Here is a 15650-nt window from a genome sequence, read left to right on the forward strand (position 1 = left end):
CACTTAACGAAAAGGGAGCGGAGCGAATGGCAGATATCGTTGAACTGGCGTCGGTTCGGCAATCTCCGGTTGGTGCCTCGGTGGTGCCGGACGCTTTCACCATTGACCTGTGCGTCGGTGATACGGAGTCGTTTTTTGATCTTGATGACGAAGGCGAGCAAGGTGTCTCGGCCTACTGGTTGCTGTCGTTGATGGTCAGCGTCTGGCTGTATCAGCGCAACGTCAATTTCGCGCGTCTGACGGTGTCGCTGGTGCCGTTGGTAGAGGGAGAGGACGAAGCTGCGGCGGAGGGTCGTTTCCGCATCCTGTAGGGCCAAAAGAAAAGCCCCGCGAGTGTTACCAGCACTCCGGGGCCGTACATAGCGAGCATTCGAGGGCAGTCGCCATGCGTGAAATCACGATAGCACATAACGATCAAGAACAAAAGCCGGTAGGTGTGGACGATCACCGTGAGCCGGGCAGCTACTTCAACGCCTTCCAAGAGGAATGGGAAATCCGGAAGCGCGTGTTTGCCGATGGGCAAATGGAGATCGTGGCAAAGCGGTATGACCGCTATGTCGGTGCACTGCAGTTCAACGGGGTTCCGAAGGCCAAGCGCGGCGAGTCGGAAAACCGCGAGCAGAACATCATAGACGCGGCCAACAGGGCTAAACAGCGCGTCAGGCACCTGTGCAAGGCCATGGGCGCAGATCGGATGCTCACCCTCACCTATCGGGAGAACATGGTAGATCGGGACCGTGCAAAGAAGGACTTTGACCGCTTTCGCCGTGCCATGTCGAAGCATCGGGACTTCAAGTACGTCTGCACCATGGAGCAACAGGAACGGGGGGCGTGGCACTTCCACATTGCCGTTAAGGGCCGGCTCGTCTATCAGCTGGTGCGCTCAATCTGGCGTCGCATCGTAGGCCAGGACAACGGTAATATCGATGTCTCTAATCCGCATGGGCGTCGCGGTGGCCAGCACAAGCTAGCGGCCTACCTTTCGAAGTACATTGCCAAGAATGCTGAGCTGTTCGGCCTCAACGAAAAGCGCTACTGGTGTTCGCGTGGCATCGATGTGCCGGAGCCTGAGCGCGTGGCCTACTACGCTCATGCTCGGGACGTGGCGGAAGTAATGGCAGAGTGCCTGCATCTCGCCAATCGCGAGGGCAATCCTCGCGATTTACAGGCTTACTACGATAAGTACTCTACGTTTTGGATGGCTACAGGACCCATTGAACGGTGATGTAGATCACGCCACAGGCGAAGATGCATCCTGCCGCAAGAATGGCCATTTCGATCAACGTCTTTTTCATGCGGCTTGTAGTAGCTCGGGTTGTATGGATTCGTTATATCGCTTGATCGCCCGCTTGATGCTGCTGATGTGAGTGCCGTATCGATATGCCAGCGCGGTCTTGGTGTAGTTGCCTGTTAGCCAGAAGTCGATGCACTCTCGTTCCTGCTTGGGCGTCATGGCTCTGTGCCTGCCTAGCTTTACCCCTCGTCCAACAGCTGCTTTCATGCCGGCGCGGGTGCGCTCTCGGATCAGCTCTCGCTCAAACTCTGCGAATGCCCCGATGATCTGGAAGATCATCTTCCCCGCGGGGGATCGTGTGTCGAGGTGTTCTGTGAGGCTGCGAAACTCGGCGCCTGCCGCCTCGATGCGTTCGATGATGATGAGTAGGTCTTTCAGCGATCGCGCGATGCGATCGAGTTTGTAGACCACTACGGTGTCGCCTGGGCGAAGGCGTGACAGCATCTTCTCCAGCTCCGGCCGTTTCGATGTACTGCCCCCGGACTTCTTCTCGGCAAATAAAAAACCGACGCCTGCTTGTCGCAATGCGTCGGTCTGAGCGTGAAACTCTTGTTCTTGGGTGCTTACCCTTGCGTACCCTACCAGCATGACCCTGCGCTTTGTTGTTATGGCGCATCAGTGTAGCTCGCTAGGTACTGAGTTAAGCAGTCTCTTATAAATGGCGGAGAGGGTGGGATTCGAACCCACGGTACCGTCGCCGGTACGCCTGATTTCGAGTCAGGTACATTCGACCACTCTGCCACCTCTCCGGTAACTTGTTGCCGTGTGGCGAAACCGAAATTATAGCCATGTCCGGCCAGCCGATGCAATAGGCTGGCAGCGGATTTTTTCGGTTCGCTTTACATCTCCGGTTCCAGGCGGGTGATGCCGCCCATGTACGGCTGCAGCGCGGCCGGCACGGTGACCGAGCCGTCTGCGTTCTGGTAGTTCTCAAGGATCGCCACCAGCGTGCGGCCCACGGCCAGCCCGGAGCCGTTGAGGGTGTGCACCAGCTCCGGCTTGCCCTGCCCCGCGCGCATGCGCGCCTGCATGCGGCGCGCCTGGAAGTCGCCCATATTCGAGCACGAGCTGATCTCGCGGTAGGTGTTCTGCGCGGGGATCCACACTTCGAGGTCGTAGGTCTTGGTGCTGCCGAAGCCCATGTCGCCGGTGCACAGCACGATGGTGCGGAACGGCAGCTCCAGCTTCTTCAGGATTGCCTCGGCGTGGCCGGTCAGTTGTTCCAGCGCCTCGAACGACTGCGCGGCCGGCACCACCTGCACCAGCTCGACCTTGTCGAACTGGTGCTGGCGAATCATGCCGCGCGTGTCCTTGCCATACGAGCCGGCCTCCGAGCGGAAGCACGGCGTATGCGCGACAAAGCGCAGCGGCAGCTTCTCGCCGGCGACGATGGCGTCGCGCACGATATTGGTCAGCGGCACCTCGGCGGTCGGGATCAGGTAGAAGTTCTCGATGCGCTCGCCGTCTTCGCTGCCGACCTTGCGCGGCACCTTGAACAGGTCTTCCTCGAACTTGGGCAGCTGGCCGGTGCCGCGCATCGAGGCGGCGTTGACCATGTACGGCACGTACATCTCGGTGTAGCCGTGTTCCTGCGTATGGGTGTCGAGCATCAGCTGGACCAGCGCGCGGTTCATGCGCGCCAGGCCGCCGCGCAACATCGAGAAGCGCGAACCGGTGACCTTGACCGCGGTGTCGAAGTCCAGGCCCAGCTTATCGCCCACGTCGACGTGATCGCGCACGGCGAAGTCAAACTGGCGCGGCTCGCCCACGCGGCGCACTTCAACGTTCTGGGTTTCGTCGTTGCCCACCGGCACGCTTTCATGCGGCAGGTTGGGGATGGCCAGCATCAGCTCGGCCAGGTGCGCCTGGATCTCGTCCAGCCGCGCGGCCGAGGCCTTGAGCGTGTCGCCGATGCCGCCAACTTCCGCCATCACGGCCGAGGCGTCCTCGCCCTTGCCCTTGAGCATGCCGATCTGCTTGGACAGGCTGTTGCGGCGCGCCTGCAGTTCCTCGGTCTGGGTCTGCAGTTGCTTGCGTTCGGCCTCAAGTGCCTGGAACGCCGCAACGTCGAGTTGGTAGCCGCGCGTGGCAAGGCGTTGCGCCACGGCGTCGATGTCTTTGCGGAACAGCTGGATGTCGAGCATGTTGCTTTGGTGAAGTGCAGGGCCAGCGACATGCCGGCGGACCCGCCATTTTACTGCACCGGCCCCGTCCGGCGCGAACCGGGCGATGCCAGGCCAGCGCCGTGTTGCCGGCTCACGCCACCGCTCACTCCCCGCCCTTGCCGCCGTCCTTCGGCTTGGCCACGCGCTGCTCGCGATGCCAGGCGGCATCCAGCTCGCGCAGGTGGCGCAGCTTCTCGGCGATCTTGCCCTCCAGCCCGCGCGGCACCGGCTGGTACCAGTCCTGGGCCTTGAGGTCGTCCGGGAAGTAGTGCTCGCCGGCGGCGTAGGCCTCGGGCTCGTCGTGCGCGTAGCGGTAGGCGTGGCCGTGGCCAAGCTCCTTCATCAGCTTGGTCGGCGCGTTGCGCAGGTGCACCGGCACCGCGCGCGACTTGTCCTTGGCGACGAAGGCGCGCGCCGCGTTGTAGGCGTTGTAGCCGGCGTTGGACTTGGGCGCCACGGCCAGGTAGATCAGGGCCTGACCCAGCGCCAGCTCGCCCTCGGGCGAGCCAAGGCGCTCATAGGTCTCGGCCGCGTCCAGCGTGATGCGGGCGGCACGGGGATCGGCCAGGCCGATATCCTCCCATGCCATGCGCACGATGCGCCGCGCCAGGTAGCGCGGGTCGGCGCCGCCGTCGATCATGCGGCAGAACCAGTACAGCGCCGCGTCCGGGTCCGAGCCGCGCACGGACTTGTGCAGCGCGCTGATCTGGTCGTAGAAGGCGTCGCCGCCCTTGTCGAAGCGGCGCAGGTTTTCCGACAGCGCGCTGCCCAGCAGCGCGGTATCGATCTGCGCGGCGCCGGCGGTGCGCGCGGCACGCGCCACGATCTCGATATTGTTCAGCAGCTTGCGCCCGTCGCCATCGGCCGAGGCCACGATCAGCTGCAGTGCTTCGTCCTGCCAGCTCAGGTCGCCCGCCTGTGCGCCGAGTTCTTCGCTGGCGCGCAGCGCCAGCTGGGTCAGCTCGGCATCGTCCAGGCTCTTGAGCACATAGACCGCAGCGCGCGACAACAAGGCACCGTTGACTTCGAACGAGGGGTTCTCGGTGGTGGCGCCGATAAAGGTGAAGAGCCCGCTTTCCACATGCGGCAGGAAGGCATCCTGCTGGCTCTTGTTGAAACGGTGGACTTCGTCGACGAACACCAGCGTGCGCCGGCCGTGCGCGCGAAACTGCTCGGCGCGCTCGACCGCCTCACGGATGTCCTTGACCCCCGACAGCACCGCCGACAGCGCGATGAACTCGGCGTCGAAGGCACTGGCCATCAGCCGCGCCAGCGTGGTCTTGCCCACGCCCGGAGGGCCCCACAGGATCATCGAATGCGGCTCGCCGGACTCGAACGCCACGCGCAGCGGCTTGCCCGCACCGAGCAGGTGCTGTTGCCCGATCACCTCGTCGATGGTGCGCGGGCGCAGGCGCTCGGCCAGCGGTTGCCGGGAACGGTCGGGAGTATCGGAAAACAGCGTGTCCGCCACGGTATTCAAGCCTTGTGAATGCAGAACGCCACAGTGTAGACCATCGGCGCCCTGCCCCTGCGTGGCACGCTAGGCGGCAAATGCCACCACATCCTCGATCTCGACACGGATGCCGATGCGCTCGCCCACGGCATGGTTGTGGTGGGACGGCACCAGCGCCAGTACGCGGCCGCCGCTGGCCAGGCGCAGCGTGTACAGGATCTCGGCGCCGCGGAAGGCCTTGTGGACCACCTCGGCGCGCATCGGGCTGGCGTCGTCGTGGATGATGTCATCGGGGCGCACCAGCACGTCTACGGCGGCGCCAGCGGGCAGCGCCAGCGGCGCCGCGGGGCGCAGCAGGCCTAGTTCCAGTTCAATCTCCGCGGTCTCGCGCAACCGCCCCGCCATCAGCACGCCCTGCCCGATAAAGCCCGCGACAAAGCGCGATGTCGGCCGGTGGTAGAGGTCGTGCGCGCTGCCCCACTGCTCGATCACCCCGTCGTGCATGACGCCGATCTCGTCGGCCATGGCAAAGGCCTCGTGCTGGTCGTGGGTGACCAGGATCGCGGTGGTGCCCTGCGCCTTCAGGATCGCGCGCACCTCCAGGCTCAGGCGTTCGCGCAGGTCGACGTCGAGGTTGGAGAACGGCTCGTCGAGCAGCAGCAGCTCCGGGCGCGGTGCCAGCGCGCGCGCCAACGCCACGCGCTGCTGCTGGCCGCCGGAAAGCTCATGCGGATATTTGCGGCCCGCGCCGGCCAGTCCGACCAGCTGCAGCACCTCGTCCACGCGCGCCGCGCGCCCGGCGCGGCTGGCGCGCACCAGGCCGAAACCCACGTTGGCCGCCACGTCCAGGTGCGGGAACAGTGCATAGTCCTGGAACACCATGCCGATGCGGCGCTGCTCCGGCGCCAGCATCGCCCCGGACGACGACACGACCTGCCCGTCCAGCACGATGCGGCCGTCCTGCAGCGGCTCGAAACCGGCGATGGCACGCAGCACCGTGGTCTTGCCGCAGCCGCTGGGCCCCAGCAGGCAGGCGATATTGCCGCGCGCCACCGAGAACGACAGCCCCTTGACCACCACATGGCGGCCAAAAGCGTGACGGATATGGTCGACCTCGATGACAGCGGCGCCAGCGCCAGTGACGTCAGCAACGCCTGCGCGGGTCGCCGGCCGGCTGCGGGCCTGGGCGCCGGGCAAGCGTGAATAGGAATCGGTTCGCATGTGCGCATTATAGGGACGCGGCCGGGGGCCGTGAGCGCCTTTCGGGGCAAATGCGTGCCCCACATTGCTAGAATGCGGCAGCCGCACGCTGTGCGCGGCACTTCCGCCCACTTTCCGACGCATGCTCCTGTCCAGCCGCCGCCGCTTCCATCCCCTGACCCTGGCCACCCTGGTGATGGCGCTGCTGATCGCCGTGCCGGTGCTGGTGATCGCCTCGGCCGTGCTGCTGCCCGCCGGCGACACCTGGCGCCACCTGATCGACACGGTGCTGGCGGAATACGTGCTCAACACCGTCTGGCTGCTGTGCGGCGTCGCCGTGGGGGTATTGCTGCTGGGGGTGACCACCGCCTGGCTGGTATCGACCTACCGTTTCCCGGGCCACGCCGTGATGGAATGGGCGCTGGTCTTGCCGATGGCGATGCCCGCCTACGTGATCGCCTATGCCTACACCGACGCGCTGCAGTTTGCCGGGCCGGTGCAGGGCTGGTTGCGCGAGCTGACCGGCTGGAAGGCGCGCGAGTACTGGTTTCCAGATATCCGCTCGCTGGGCGGCGCCATCGCCCTGTTCTCGCTGGTGCTGTATCCCTACGTCTACCTGACCGCGCGCGCCGCCTTCCTGCAGCAGACCCAGAACACGCTGGAGGCCGCGCGCCTGCTCGGCCACGGCACCTGGAGCAGGCTCTGGCGCGTGGTGCTGCCGCTGGCGCGCCCCGGCATCGTTGCCGGCACCGCGCTGGCAATGATGGAAACGCTGGCCGACTTCGGCACCGTCGCCTACTTTGCCATCCCGACTTTCTCCACTGGCATCTACCGCGCCTGGTTCTCGCTTGGCGACAAGAACGCCGCGGCGCAGCTGTCGGCATGCATGCTGCTGTTCGTCGCCGCCATCCTGCTGATGGAGCGCGCCAGCCGCGGCCGCGCGCAGGTCTACGGCAACCAGCGCCGCGCCGTGGCCTGGACGCTGGACGGCGCGCGCGGCTGGCTGGCGCTGGCCGTATGCATGGTGCCGGTGCTGCTGGGCTTCCTGATTCCCGCGCTGATGCTGTGCCGCATGGCCTTCACCGACGGCGATGCGCAGTTCGGCGCGCGCTTTGTCGGGCTGGTGCGCAACAGCTTCCTGCTGGCCAGCGCCACCGCGCTGGCCGCGGTGACGGTCGCGCTGGCGGTGGGCTACGCCGCGCGCGCGGCCAACGGCAAGCGCAGTTGGCTGATGCGCGGCCTGACGCGGCTGTGCGGCATGGGTTATGCGCTGCCGGGCTCGGTCATTGCCGTGGGCGTGCTGGTGCCGGTGGCGCGGCTCGACAACGCGCTGTCGGCCTGGCTGCAGCAGCAGTTCGGGCTCTCGGTGGGGCTGCTGCTGACCGGCGGCATCGCCGCGCTGGTCTATGCGCTGCTGGTGCGCTTCCTGGGCGTGGCGCTGCAGACCGTCAATGCCGGGCTGGGCAAGATCACCCCCAGCATGGATGCGGCCGCGCGCAGCCTGGGCCACGGCCCCGGCGCCACGCTGCGGCGCGTGCATTTCCCGATGCTGCGAGGCAGCCTGCTGACCGCGGCACTGATCGTCTTTGTCGACGTGATGAAGGAGTTGCCGGCCACCTTCGTGATGCGCCCGTTCAACTTCGACACGCTGGCCGTGCAGGCCTACAACCTCGCTGCCGACGAGCGCCTGACCGAGGCCGCCACCGCCTCGCTGGTGATCGTGGCCGTGGGCCTGCTGCCGGTGATCGTGCTGTCGCGCACGATCCGGCGCGAAGCGCAGCGCTGAGCCTCCCACGCTTCTTGCCCTAAAGTCGCGCCACAACGCGCCGATAGCCTCTTATGGCCCGGCGTTCGCCCGGGAGCGAACAGCGGCAGGCCTGCCGCGCAAGAACCTATGCTGCGATATCACATCCTGCTGTTCAAGTTGAACCGGCTGAGCCGCAACAAGCTGAGCGGCGTGGAAGAAGTCTCGCTGGCCGGACAGCTGGCCGAGATGGTCGATTCGGCCGACACCGCCGCGCGCGTCATCGCCGACCTGTTCGATCACGCCAACCCGCAGGTGCGACGCATCGCGCTCAACGCGATCCGCCGCGCGCGGCAGTTCTCGTCGCCCGAGCTGCAGCCCGCGCTGGTGCGCCGCATGGCCGATGCCGAAGCGGTGCTGCGCCATGACGCCGTCTGGATCGTGCAGGAAACCCGGATGGATGGCGCCGAACTGCGCGCCGCGCTGCGCCGCGTTGCCGGCAAGGTGCAACTGCCGTGGGACGCCGAGCGCGCCCGCGCCAATCCCGGCGACATCGCGCTGGCCGCGCAGGTGCGCGCCCGCATGGCGCTGGACAAGCTGCTGGAAAAGAGTGCGGCCGAACGCAACCAGGCACTGGCCGCGATGGCGCTGGGCGGGACCTCGGACCAGCCTTATGCCGAAGGCACGGTCGGCCACAAGGGCCTGCTGCACCGCGCACTGGTGCGGCGACAGGCGGGGCGGCGGCTCAACAGCAGCGTGAAGCTGACGTTCCGCAAGCTGGAGCCCACGCAGGTGACTGGGAACAAGCGGTTCCTGCTGTAGCAGGAACCGCCCCTACTGCAAAGGCCGTGGCGGCTTACTTGAAACCGGCGCGGTCCACCAGCTTCTGCGCTTGCGGCTGGTACTTGCCCAGCTCGGCCACGTTGATGGTGTCGGCCTTGAACGTGCCCAGCGCTTCCAGCGCCGGGTTGCTGACCTTCACGCCCTGCACCACCGGCCATTCGTTGTTGCCGTCGGCAAAGTAGCGCTGCGCCTCGTCGCTGGCCAGGTACTCCAGGAACTTGACCGCCGCTTCCTTGTTGGGCGCATGCTTGAGCATGCCGCCGCCCGAGACGTTCATGTGCACGCCCTGGCTCGACTGGTTCGGCCAAAGCACGCCCAGCTTGTCGGCCACGGCCTTGTCTTCCGGCTTGGTCGACTTCAGCAGACGCGCGATGTAATAGGTGTTGGCGATGGCCACGTCGCACTCGCCGGCGGCAACCGCCTTGAGCTGGTCGGTGTCTCCGCCCTTGGGCACGCGCGCCAGGTTGGCGGCCACGCCGCGCGCCCACTGCTCGGTGCGTGCCTCGCCATCGTGGGCGATCAGGCTGGAGACCAGCGACAGGTTGTAGACATGGCCGCTGGAACGCGTGCAGACCTTGCCCTTCCACTTGGGATCGGCCAGGTCTTCATAGCTGGCGATATCGCCGGCCTTGACCGCGGTCTTGTTGTAGGCAATCACGCGGCCGCGCGCCGAGAAGCCGAACCATTCGCCATTGGGGTCGCGATAGTTGGCCGGGATGCGCGATTCCAGCGCCTTCGACTTTACCGGCGCAAACACGCCAGCCTGCTGGGCGCGCCACAGGCGGCCGATATCCACCGTGATGAACACGTCCGCCGGGCTGTTGGCGCCTTCATTGCGGATACGCTCCAGCAGCGGGTCTTCCTGGCCTTCGATGCGGTTGATCTTGATGCCGGTCTGCTTGGTGAAGTTGGCGTACAGCGCTTCGTCCGTCTGGTAGTGACGCGCGGTGTAGAGGTTGAGCACCTTTTCCTGCGCCGCAGCGGCGAGCGGCAGGGTCAGCAGGGCCAGCGCCGCAGCGCGCGGCAGCAAGGTTCGGATAGTGGTCTTCACGCGGATGGCTCCCCGGCATGGTTTGGGCAGCCGCCGGGGACCCCGAGGCCGCCCGGTTATTGGATTCCGGTCAGCGGGAAACAATATTGATTCTTGTTCAGGCAGTCAAATTACATTTCTGTCATGTTGACGCCCGTTGACCGATCAATACCAGGGAGATGCCCGCACTAACCTAATCGCCCCCTGTGCGAAGACGAACCGGCAAGGCGGGCGCCGAAATCTCAGCCGCGGCGTACCCAGACCACCTTGCCAGCCTTGACGCCCAGCGTGCGGCGTTGCGGGTTGTAGTCCATGGTGCCGGGGAACTGCTGGCCGTCGCGCTCGCCCAGTCGCCACGCGCAGCCCTGCAGCAGGCCGATGGCTTCGGCCTCGGGCTTGCCGACCAAGGCATCGTCGGCCAGCTTGTCGGCGGCACAGCCCTCCGGCGTGCCACGCGCGCCTTGCGGGCCGGTCGGCGCGGGCGCCGCGCAAGCCGCCAGCAGGGCCCCGCCCGCCGCCAGCATGGCGGACTGGCGCAGCCAACGCCGGATGGTTCGCTTCGCAATCATGTCGTTCTCCTGATGGATTTGGCGAGTATGAGGATGCTGGGACACGCGGCACACCGCGGCGTTCAGCTTCTTTGCACACCGATATGAAACTTTTGCCAGATTACGCTGTATTGCGCACATTTTCAGTGTGGCTTCGGCTTGATCTGGATAAACCGAGCTATAAGCCATGCGTGCTATCAGTGAGTAAGCGGGCCGGCAACGTCCCGCACCACTCCACCCACCGCGCATCCCTCTGCGCCTTCCCTGGGAGCAACGCATGACCGCAATGATGAAAGCCGCCGTTTTTGTCGAGCCTGGCCGGATCGAACTGGCAGACAAGCCGATCCCGGATATCGGCCCCAACGATGCCCTGGTGCGTATCACCACCACCACCATCTGCGGCACCGACGTGCACATCCTCAAGGGTGAGTACCCGGTGGCGAAGGGCCTGACCGTGGGCCATGAGCCCGTCGGCATCATTGAAAAGCTCGGCAGCGCGGTGACGGGATACCGCGAAGGCCAGCGCGTGATCGCCGGCGCAATCTGCCCCAACTTCAACTCCTACGCGGCGCAGGACGGCGTGGCCTCGCAGGATGGCAGCTACCTGATGGCCAGCGGCCAGTGCGGCTGCCACGGCTACAAGGCGACCGCGGGCTGGCGCTTCGGCAACATGATCGACGGTACCCAGGCGGAATACGTGCTGGTGCCCGACGCCCAGGCCAACCTGACGCCAATCCCCGATGGCCTCACCGACGAGCAGGTGCTGATGTGCCCCGACATCATGTCCACCGGCTTCAAGGGCGCGGAAAACGCCAATATCCGCATCGGCGACACCGTGGCCGTGTTCGCGCAGGGCCCGATCGGGCTATGCGCGACCGCCGGCGCGCGGCTGTGCGGCGCCACCACCATCATCGCCATCGACGGCAACGACCACCGGCTGGAGATCGCGCGCAAGATGGGCGCGGACGTGGTCCTGAACTTCCGCAACTGCGACGTGGTGGACGAGGTCATGAAGCTGACCGGCGGGCGCGGCGTGGATGCCTCGATCGAGGCGCTGGGCACGCAGGCAACCTTCGAGCAGTCGCTGCGCGTGCTCAAGCCCGGCGGCACGCTGTCCAGCCTGGGGGTCTATTCAAGCGACCTGACCATTCCGCTGTCGGCTTTCGCCGCGGGGCTGGGCGACCACAAGATCAACACCGCGCTGTGCCCCGGCGGCAAGGAACGCATGCGGCGGCTGATCAATGTGATCGAGTCGGGGCGGGTCGACCTGGGAGCGCTGGTGACGCACCAGTACAGGCTGGACGACATCGTCGCGGCCTACGACCTGTTCGCCAACCAGCGCGACGGCGTGCTGAAGATCGCCATCAAGCCGCACTGACGGCGGCGCCTCGGGTTCAGCCCTTGGCCCGGGCGGCCAGCGCCTGCATGGCGTCGGCCGGCAGCGGCCCATGGCAGGTGCGCTCGCCGCCGGACTCGCTGACCACCAGCCATACCTGGTCCGGCTGGCCCTTCGGATGCAACAGCCAGGCCGGGCCGCGCGCATTGCTGCTGGGCGGCAGGTCTTCCAGCACGCCGGTGCTGGCCGACTGCAGCATCACCGCGCACTCGGTGGCGGACACGCGCGTGGCCTTGAGAAAGCCAGAATTGCCCAGCACTTCGGGCAATCCCGAGTCCGGTGCGCGCAGGAAGGAATCGACATCGAACTTGCTGGCGCCGCCGCCGCTGCTGGCACATGCCGCCAACAGCAGCGCGCCGGCACTGGCCAGCAACACGGCGTGCTGGCTGCGCCGCGAACGGATGGTGACTGCGGGACCTTCCTGCGGATCGTTCATGGCGGGCCTCACTGCTTCATCACATCGGCGCCCTTGGGCACCGTAAACCGGAATGCATCGGCCGCCAGCGGCGGGTTCTTCTGCATGCCCGTGAAGGTCAGCAGGGTGGTGTTGCCGAACGCGTCGCGCAGTTCCATGGCTTCAAGATTGCCGGCCTTGAAGCCGATGCCGATGCGCTCGAACTGCGTGTCCTTGGCCTTGGGCGTCAGCTCCAGCCACTCTACGCCGTCGCGCGTCGGGCCGTTCTTGACCACGAAGTTCTTTTCCAGGTCGTTGCTGCCGAACAGGATCGCCGCCGGGCTGGAGCCGAGTGCGCCGTCGAGCTTGCGCTCGGTGACCTGGTTCAGGTCCTTGTCATAGATGTACAGGGTCTGGCCGTCGGCCTGCAGCAGCTGGTCGTAGGGCTTGGTATAGCGCCAGGTGAACTTGCCCGGGCGCGAGAACACAAAGGTGCCGCTGGAGGTGCCGGTCACCTTGCCGTTGGCGCCCTGCCCCTTGACCTGGCGCTGCGTGAATTCGCCGCGCGCGCTCTTCACGCCGGTGACAAAGCTCTGCAACTGGTCAGTGGCTGCGGCATGGGCCGGCGCCTGGATGGCAAACATCGCCAGCGCGGCGCAGGCCGACACGATGATGCGGTTGCGCATGGTTCGGGTCCTGGTAGTTATGGAGGGCGTCGCCGCGTGTGCTGCGCCCAACGCTGTAGGCCGCTGCACGGGCAACTTGTCTGTTTAGAGCAGGCGGCAGCCGGAGGATTCCACACGGCCCGCGCTCGCGGGTAACCGGATATTACGGCAGACACCGCGGGAACCGCGCCTGTTCTGCGGCGATGTTGTCTTTTCCGTGATGACATGGCTGAATGAGACCACGCAAGACAAGGTCGACAAGGCCACCGCGCCGCTCGCCACCGGGATGACCGAGATGGACCGCCGCCTCACGGATCGCCTCGATGCGGCCGATGCGCGCATCGAGCGCCTGGAAGTGCGCTTCGACAAGCAATTTGAAACCATCAACACGAAGCTCGACGTGCTGCTCAAGCGCCGCTAGCACACATCACAGGCCGCATGGGAGGAGCGCTGGCAGCGCTCAGTCATCGTCACGCGCGGCCGCACCGCCACCCTGCGCCAGAATGTCACGATTGCCGTTGCCCGACATCGCCGACACCAGCCCTGCCTTCTCCATATCCTCCAGCAGCCGCGCGGCACGGTTGTAGCCGATGCGCAGGTGGCGCTGCACCAGCGAGATTGACGCGCGCCGGTTCTTCAGCACCACCTCGACCGCCTGGTCGTACAGCGGATCGGCCTCGCCGCCGCCGCCGCCAATGCCGGCACCGCCGCCAAACCCGTCGCCGCCGCCGGCGTCATCGGTCAGGCCGCCTTCGAGGATGCCCTCGATGTAGTTGGCTTCGCCGGATTCCTTGAGCTTTTCCACCACGCGGTGGACTTCCTCGTCCGAGACAAAGGCGCCGTGCACGCGCACCGGCAGGCCGGTGCCCGGCGCCAGGTAGAGCATGTCGCCCATGCCCAGCAGCGCTTCGGCGCCCTGCTGGTCGAGGATGGTGCGCGAGTCGATCTTGCTGCTGACCTGGAACGCGATCCGGGTCGGCACATTGGCCTTGATCAGGCCGGTGATCACGTCCACCGACGGACGCTGCGTGGCCAGCACCAGGTGCAGGCCGGCCGCGCGCGCCTTCTGCGCGATGCGGGCGATCAGCTCTTCCACCTTCTTGCCGACCACCATCATCAGGTCGGCCAGCTCGTCGATGACGATGACGATGGTGGGCAGCCGGTCCAGCGGCTCCGGGGCGTCCGGGGTCAGGCTGAACGGGTTGGGGATCTTTTCTTCGCGGGCCGCGGCCTCGTCGATCTTTTTGTTGTAGCCGGCCAGGTTGCGCACGCCCAGCTTGCTCATCAGCTTGTAGCGGCGCTCCATCTCGCCGACCGCCCAGTTCAGGGCATTGCCGGCCTGGCGCATGTCGGTCACCACCGGGCACAGCAGGTGCGGGATGCCCTCGTAGACGCTCATTTCGAGCATCTTCGGGTCGATCAGGATCAGGCGTACGCTTTCCGCCTTGGCCTTGTACAGCAGCGACAGGATCATCGCGTTGATGCCGACCGACTTGCCCGAGCCGGTGGTGCCGGCCACCATGCAGTGCGGCATGCGGGCCAGGTCGGCCACCATCGGCTTGCCGGCGATGTCCTTGCCCAGCGCCATGGTCAGGCTGGACGAACTCTCGTTGTAGACCTGCGAGCCGAGGATTTCCGACAGGCGCACGGTCTGGCGCTTCGGGTTGGGCAGCTCCAGCCCCATGTAGTTCTTGCCCGGGATGGTCTCGACCACGCGGATCGACACCAGCGACAGCGAGCGCGCCAGGTCGCGCGCCAGGTTCACCACCTGGCTGCCCTTGACGCCGGTGGCCGGCTCGATCTCATACCGCGTGATGACCGGGCCCGGGTAGGCCGCCACCACCTTGACCTCGACGCCGAAGTCCTTGAGCTTTTTTTCGATCAGGCGCGAGGTGAACTCCAGAGTCTCGGCGCTGACGGTTTCCTGGTGCGGCGGAATCGGGTCCAGCAGCGACAGCGGCGGCAGGTCCGAGTCCTGGATATCGGCAAACAGCGGCTGCTGCTTCTCACGCTCGACGCGCTCATGCTTGGGCACTGCCTGCGGGCGCACGATCTGCACCGGCGCCGCCTCTTCGATGCGCACGCGCTGCACCTCGACGGTTTCTTTGCGCTCGGTCTTGGCGGCCTCGCCGATGATGCGGTCCTGCTTGCTCTCGCGGCGGGCCTTGAAGCCCAGGAACAGGGTCTCGACAAAGCCGCCGACGTGCTCGGCCACGGTCAGCCAGGAGAAATGGAAGAACAGCGACAGCCCGATCGCCAGCAGCAGCAACAACAGCAGGGTCGCGCCGGTGAAACCCAGCGCCACCTGCAGCCAGCCGCCCAGCAGATCGCCCAGCACCCCGCCCGGCGCGCGCGGCAGCGCGGCGCGCAACGGGTACATGCGGATCGCCTCCAGGCCCATGCTGGAGAACAGGGTCAGACCAAAGCCGATCCAGCTGACGGTCACGCCCTGGCGGTGCAGGCCGGGGTCCGCGCGCTCGGGCAGCTCGGCGGTCAGCGTGCGCCAGCCGCGCCAGCAGCGGCGCACCAGCAGCACCGCCAGCCAGTAGGCGGAAAAGCCGAAGATGAAGAACAGCACGTCGGCCACCCAGGCGCCGACGCGCCCGCCCAGGTTGTGGATATCGGCCACCTGGTTGGCATGCGACCAGCCGGGATCGGTCTTGCTGTAGCTGGCCAGCACGCACAGGAAACCCAGCGTGACGGCCAGCAGCAGGAACCAGCGGACCTCTCCCAGCAGTTTGCCGATGCGGGATGGCAAGGCTGAGGGATCGGTGCGGGTGGTCGTGGTAGCTCGGGCCATGCCTGGTTAAGACTCGCGTGTAAGGTGATTCCGGATGCGTTTCGGGCCGATGCCGGCAGCGGTCAGTGGTTGCTCACCAGGTGACTGACGGTCATCGTGGCGGCCATTTTAACGTGGC

General features: G+C 66.2%; 15 protein-coding genes and 1 tRNA gene. 6 read left to right on the forward strand and 10 right to left on the reverse strand.

Going from position 1 to position 15650, the window contains the following annotated elements:
- Positions 1–26: 26 nt before the first annotated feature.
- Both AC3WRI_RS05245 and AC3WRI_RS05250 read left to right on the forward strand, forming a co-directional pair.
- Positions 27–311, forward strand: a complete 285-nt coding sequence (locus AC3WRI_RS05245; RefSeq protein ID WP_492292708.1) for a hypothetical protein — start codon at positions 27–29, stop codon at positions 309–311.
- 74 nt (positions 312–385) lie between these two features.
- A complete protein-coding gene (locus AC3WRI_RS05250) occupies positions 386–1225 on the forward strand; it encodes a rolling circle replication-associated protein (protein ID WP_492292710.1) in 840 nt (279 codons plus the stop codon).
- 66 nt (positions 1226–1291) lie between these two features.
- Here AC3WRI_RS05250 and AC3WRI_RS05255 read toward each other — a convergent pair whose 3' ends face one another.
- The 5 genes from AC3WRI_RS05255 to AC3WRI_RS05275 form a co-directional block, all read right to left on the reverse strand.
- The gene (locus AC3WRI_RS05255) at positions 1292–1882 is read right to left on the reverse strand and encodes a recombinase family protein (RefSeq protein WP_492292712.1); all 591 of its coding nucleotides are present in this window, start codon (positions 1880–1882) and stop codon (positions 1292–1294) included.
- A 71-nt stretch (positions 1883–1953) separates the two neighbouring features.
- Positions 1954–2043: transfer RNA gene (locus AC3WRI_RS05260), tRNA-Ser, on the reverse strand.
- Between the two features lie 90 nt (positions 2044–2133).
- A complete protein-coding gene (gene serS / locus AC3WRI_RS05265) occupies positions 2134–3438 on the reverse strand; it encodes a serine--tRNA ligase (RefSeq protein ID WP_011614683.1) in 1305 nt (434 codons plus the stop codon).
- 124 nt (positions 3439–3562) lie between these two features.
- Complete coding sequence (locus AC3WRI_RS05270) at positions 3563–4930, reverse strand: replication-associated recombination protein A (RefSeq protein ID WP_011614682.1); 1368 nt, start codon at positions 4928–4930, stop codon at positions 3563–3565.
- Positions 4931–4999: 69 nt separating this feature from the next.
- Positions 5000–6133 carry an ABC transporter ATP-binding protein gene (locus AC3WRI_RS05275; protein WP_081225771.1) on the reverse strand — a complete coding sequence of 378 codons (1134 nt, stop codon included), beginning with the start codon at positions 6131–6133 and terminating at the stop codon, positions 5000–5002.
- Between the two features lie 121 nt (positions 6134–6254).
- Here AC3WRI_RS05275 and AC3WRI_RS05280 point away from each other — a divergent pair, with 121 nt between their 5' ends.
- Complete coding sequence (locus tag AC3WRI_RS05280; protein ID WP_010812991.1) at positions 6255–7898, forward strand: ABC transporter permease; 1644 nt, start codon at positions 6255–6257, stop codon at positions 7896–7898.
- 108 nt (positions 7899–8006) lie between these two features.
- Positions 8007–8678, forward strand: coding sequence for a hypothetical protein (locus AC3WRI_RS05285; RefSeq protein WP_010812992.1), 672 nt, complete (start codon positions 8007–8009; stop codon positions 8676–8678).
- Positions 8679–8712: 34 nt separating this feature from the next.
- Here the strand turns inward: AC3WRI_RS05285 and AC3WRI_RS05290 are convergent, their stop codons facing one another.
- A complete protein-coding gene (locus AC3WRI_RS05290) occupies positions 8713–9750 on the reverse strand; it encodes a Fe(3+) ABC transporter substrate-binding protein (RefSeq protein ID WP_011614680.1) in 1038 nt (345 codons plus the stop codon).
- 221 nt (positions 9751–9971) lie between these two features.
- On the reverse strand, positions 9972–10298 hold the full coding sequence (locus AC3WRI_RS05295) for a hypothetical protein (protein ID WP_010812994.1): 327 nt from the start codon (positions 10296–10298) through the stop codon (positions 9972–9974).
- A 256-nt stretch (positions 10299–10554) separates the two neighbouring features.
- Here AC3WRI_RS05295 and AC3WRI_RS05300 point away from each other — a divergent pair, with 256 nt between their 5' ends.
- Positions 10555–11655, forward strand: coding sequence for an NAD(P)-dependent alcohol dehydrogenase (locus AC3WRI_RS05300; RefSeq protein WP_010812995.1), 1101 nt, complete (start codon positions 10555–10557; stop codon positions 11653–11655).
- Between the two features lie 16 nt (positions 11656–11671).
- On the opposite strand, the gene AC3WRI_RS05305 is transcribed toward AC3WRI_RS05300, so the two are convergent.
- A complete protein-coding gene (locus AC3WRI_RS05305; protein WP_011614679.1) occupies positions 11672–12109 on the reverse strand; it encodes a hypothetical protein in 438 nt (145 codons plus the stop codon).
- 8 nt (positions 12110–12117) lie between these two features.
- On the reverse strand, positions 12118–12753 hold the full coding sequence (lolA, locus tag AC3WRI_RS05310) for an outer membrane lipoprotein chaperone LolA (protein ID WP_010812997.1): 636 nt from the start codon (positions 12751–12753) through the stop codon (positions 12118–12120).
- Positions 12754–12952: 199 nt separating this feature from the next.
- Here lolA and AC3WRI_RS05315 point away from each other — a divergent pair, with 199 nt between their 5' ends.
- Positions 12953–13153 carry a hypothetical protein gene (locus AC3WRI_RS05315; protein WP_010812998.1) on the forward strand — a complete coding sequence of 67 codons (201 nt, stop codon included), beginning with the start codon at positions 12953–12955 and terminating at the stop codon, positions 13151–13153.
- Positions 13154–13192: 39 nt separating this feature from the next.
- On the opposite strand, the gene AC3WRI_RS05320 is transcribed toward AC3WRI_RS05315, so the two are convergent.
- Positions 13193–15532, reverse strand: a complete 2340-nt coding sequence (locus tag AC3WRI_RS05320) for a DNA translocase FtsK (protein WP_011614678.1) — start codon at positions 15530–15532, stop codon at positions 13193–13195.
- Positions 15533–15650 lie beyond the last annotated feature (118 nt).

The sequence above is a fragment of the Cupriavidus sp. FW305-27 genome (genome assembly GCF_058787995.1).

Excerpts from the sequence above, each read along its gene's own strand:
- AC3WRI_RS05245 (WP_492292708.1), top strand. The coding sequence starts at position 27 with ATGGCAGATATCGTTGAACTGGCGTCGGTTCGGCAATCTCCGGTTGGT.
- AC3WRI_RS05250 (WP_492292710.1), top strand. The coding sequence starts at position 386 with ATGCGTGAAATCACGATAGCACATAACGATCAAGAACAAAAGCCGGTA.
- AC3WRI_RS05255 (WP_492292712.1), bottom strand. The coding sequence starts at position 1,882 with ATGCTGGTAGGGTACGCAAGGGTAAGCACCCAAGAACAAGAGTTTCAC.
- serS (WP_011614683.1), bottom strand. The coding sequence starts at position 3,438 with ATGCTCGACATCCAGCTGTTCCGCAAAGACATCGACGCCGTGGCGCAA.
- AC3WRI_RS05275 (WP_081225771.1), bottom strand. The coding sequence starts at position 6,133 with ATGCGAACCGATTCCTATTCACGCTTGCCCGGCGCCCAGGCCCGCAGC.
- AC3WRI_RS05280 (WP_010812991.1), top strand. The coding sequence starts at position 6,255 with ATGCTCCTGTCCAGCCGCCGCCGCTTCCATCCCCTGACCCTGGCCACC.
- AC3WRI_RS05285 (WP_010812992.1), top strand. The coding sequence starts at position 8,007 with ATGCTGCGATATCACATCCTGCTGTTCAAGTTGAACCGGCTGAGCCGC.
- AC3WRI_RS05295 (WP_010812994.1), bottom strand. The coding sequence starts at position 10,298 with ATGATTGCGAAGCGAACCATCCGGCGTTGGCTGCGCCAGTCCGCCATG.
- AC3WRI_RS05300 (WP_010812995.1), top strand. The coding sequence starts at position 10,555 with ATGACCGCAATGATGAAAGCCGCCGTTTTTGTCGAGCCTGGCCGGATC.
- AC3WRI_RS05305 (WP_011614679.1), bottom strand. The coding sequence starts at position 12,109 with ATGAACGATCCGCAGGAAGGTCCCGCAGTCACCATCCGTTCGCGGCGC.
- lolA (WP_010812997.1), bottom strand. The coding sequence starts at position 12,753 with ATGCGCAACCGCATCATCGTGTCGGCCTGCGCCGCGCTGGCGATGTTT.
- AC3WRI_RS05315 (WP_010812998.1), top strand. The coding sequence starts at position 12,953 with ATGACATGGCTGAATGAGACCACGCAAGACAAGGTCGACAAGGCCACC.
- AC3WRI_RS05320 (WP_011614678.1), bottom strand. The coding sequence starts at position 15,532 with ATGGCCCGAGCTACCACGACCACCCGCACCGATCCCTCAGCCTTGCCA.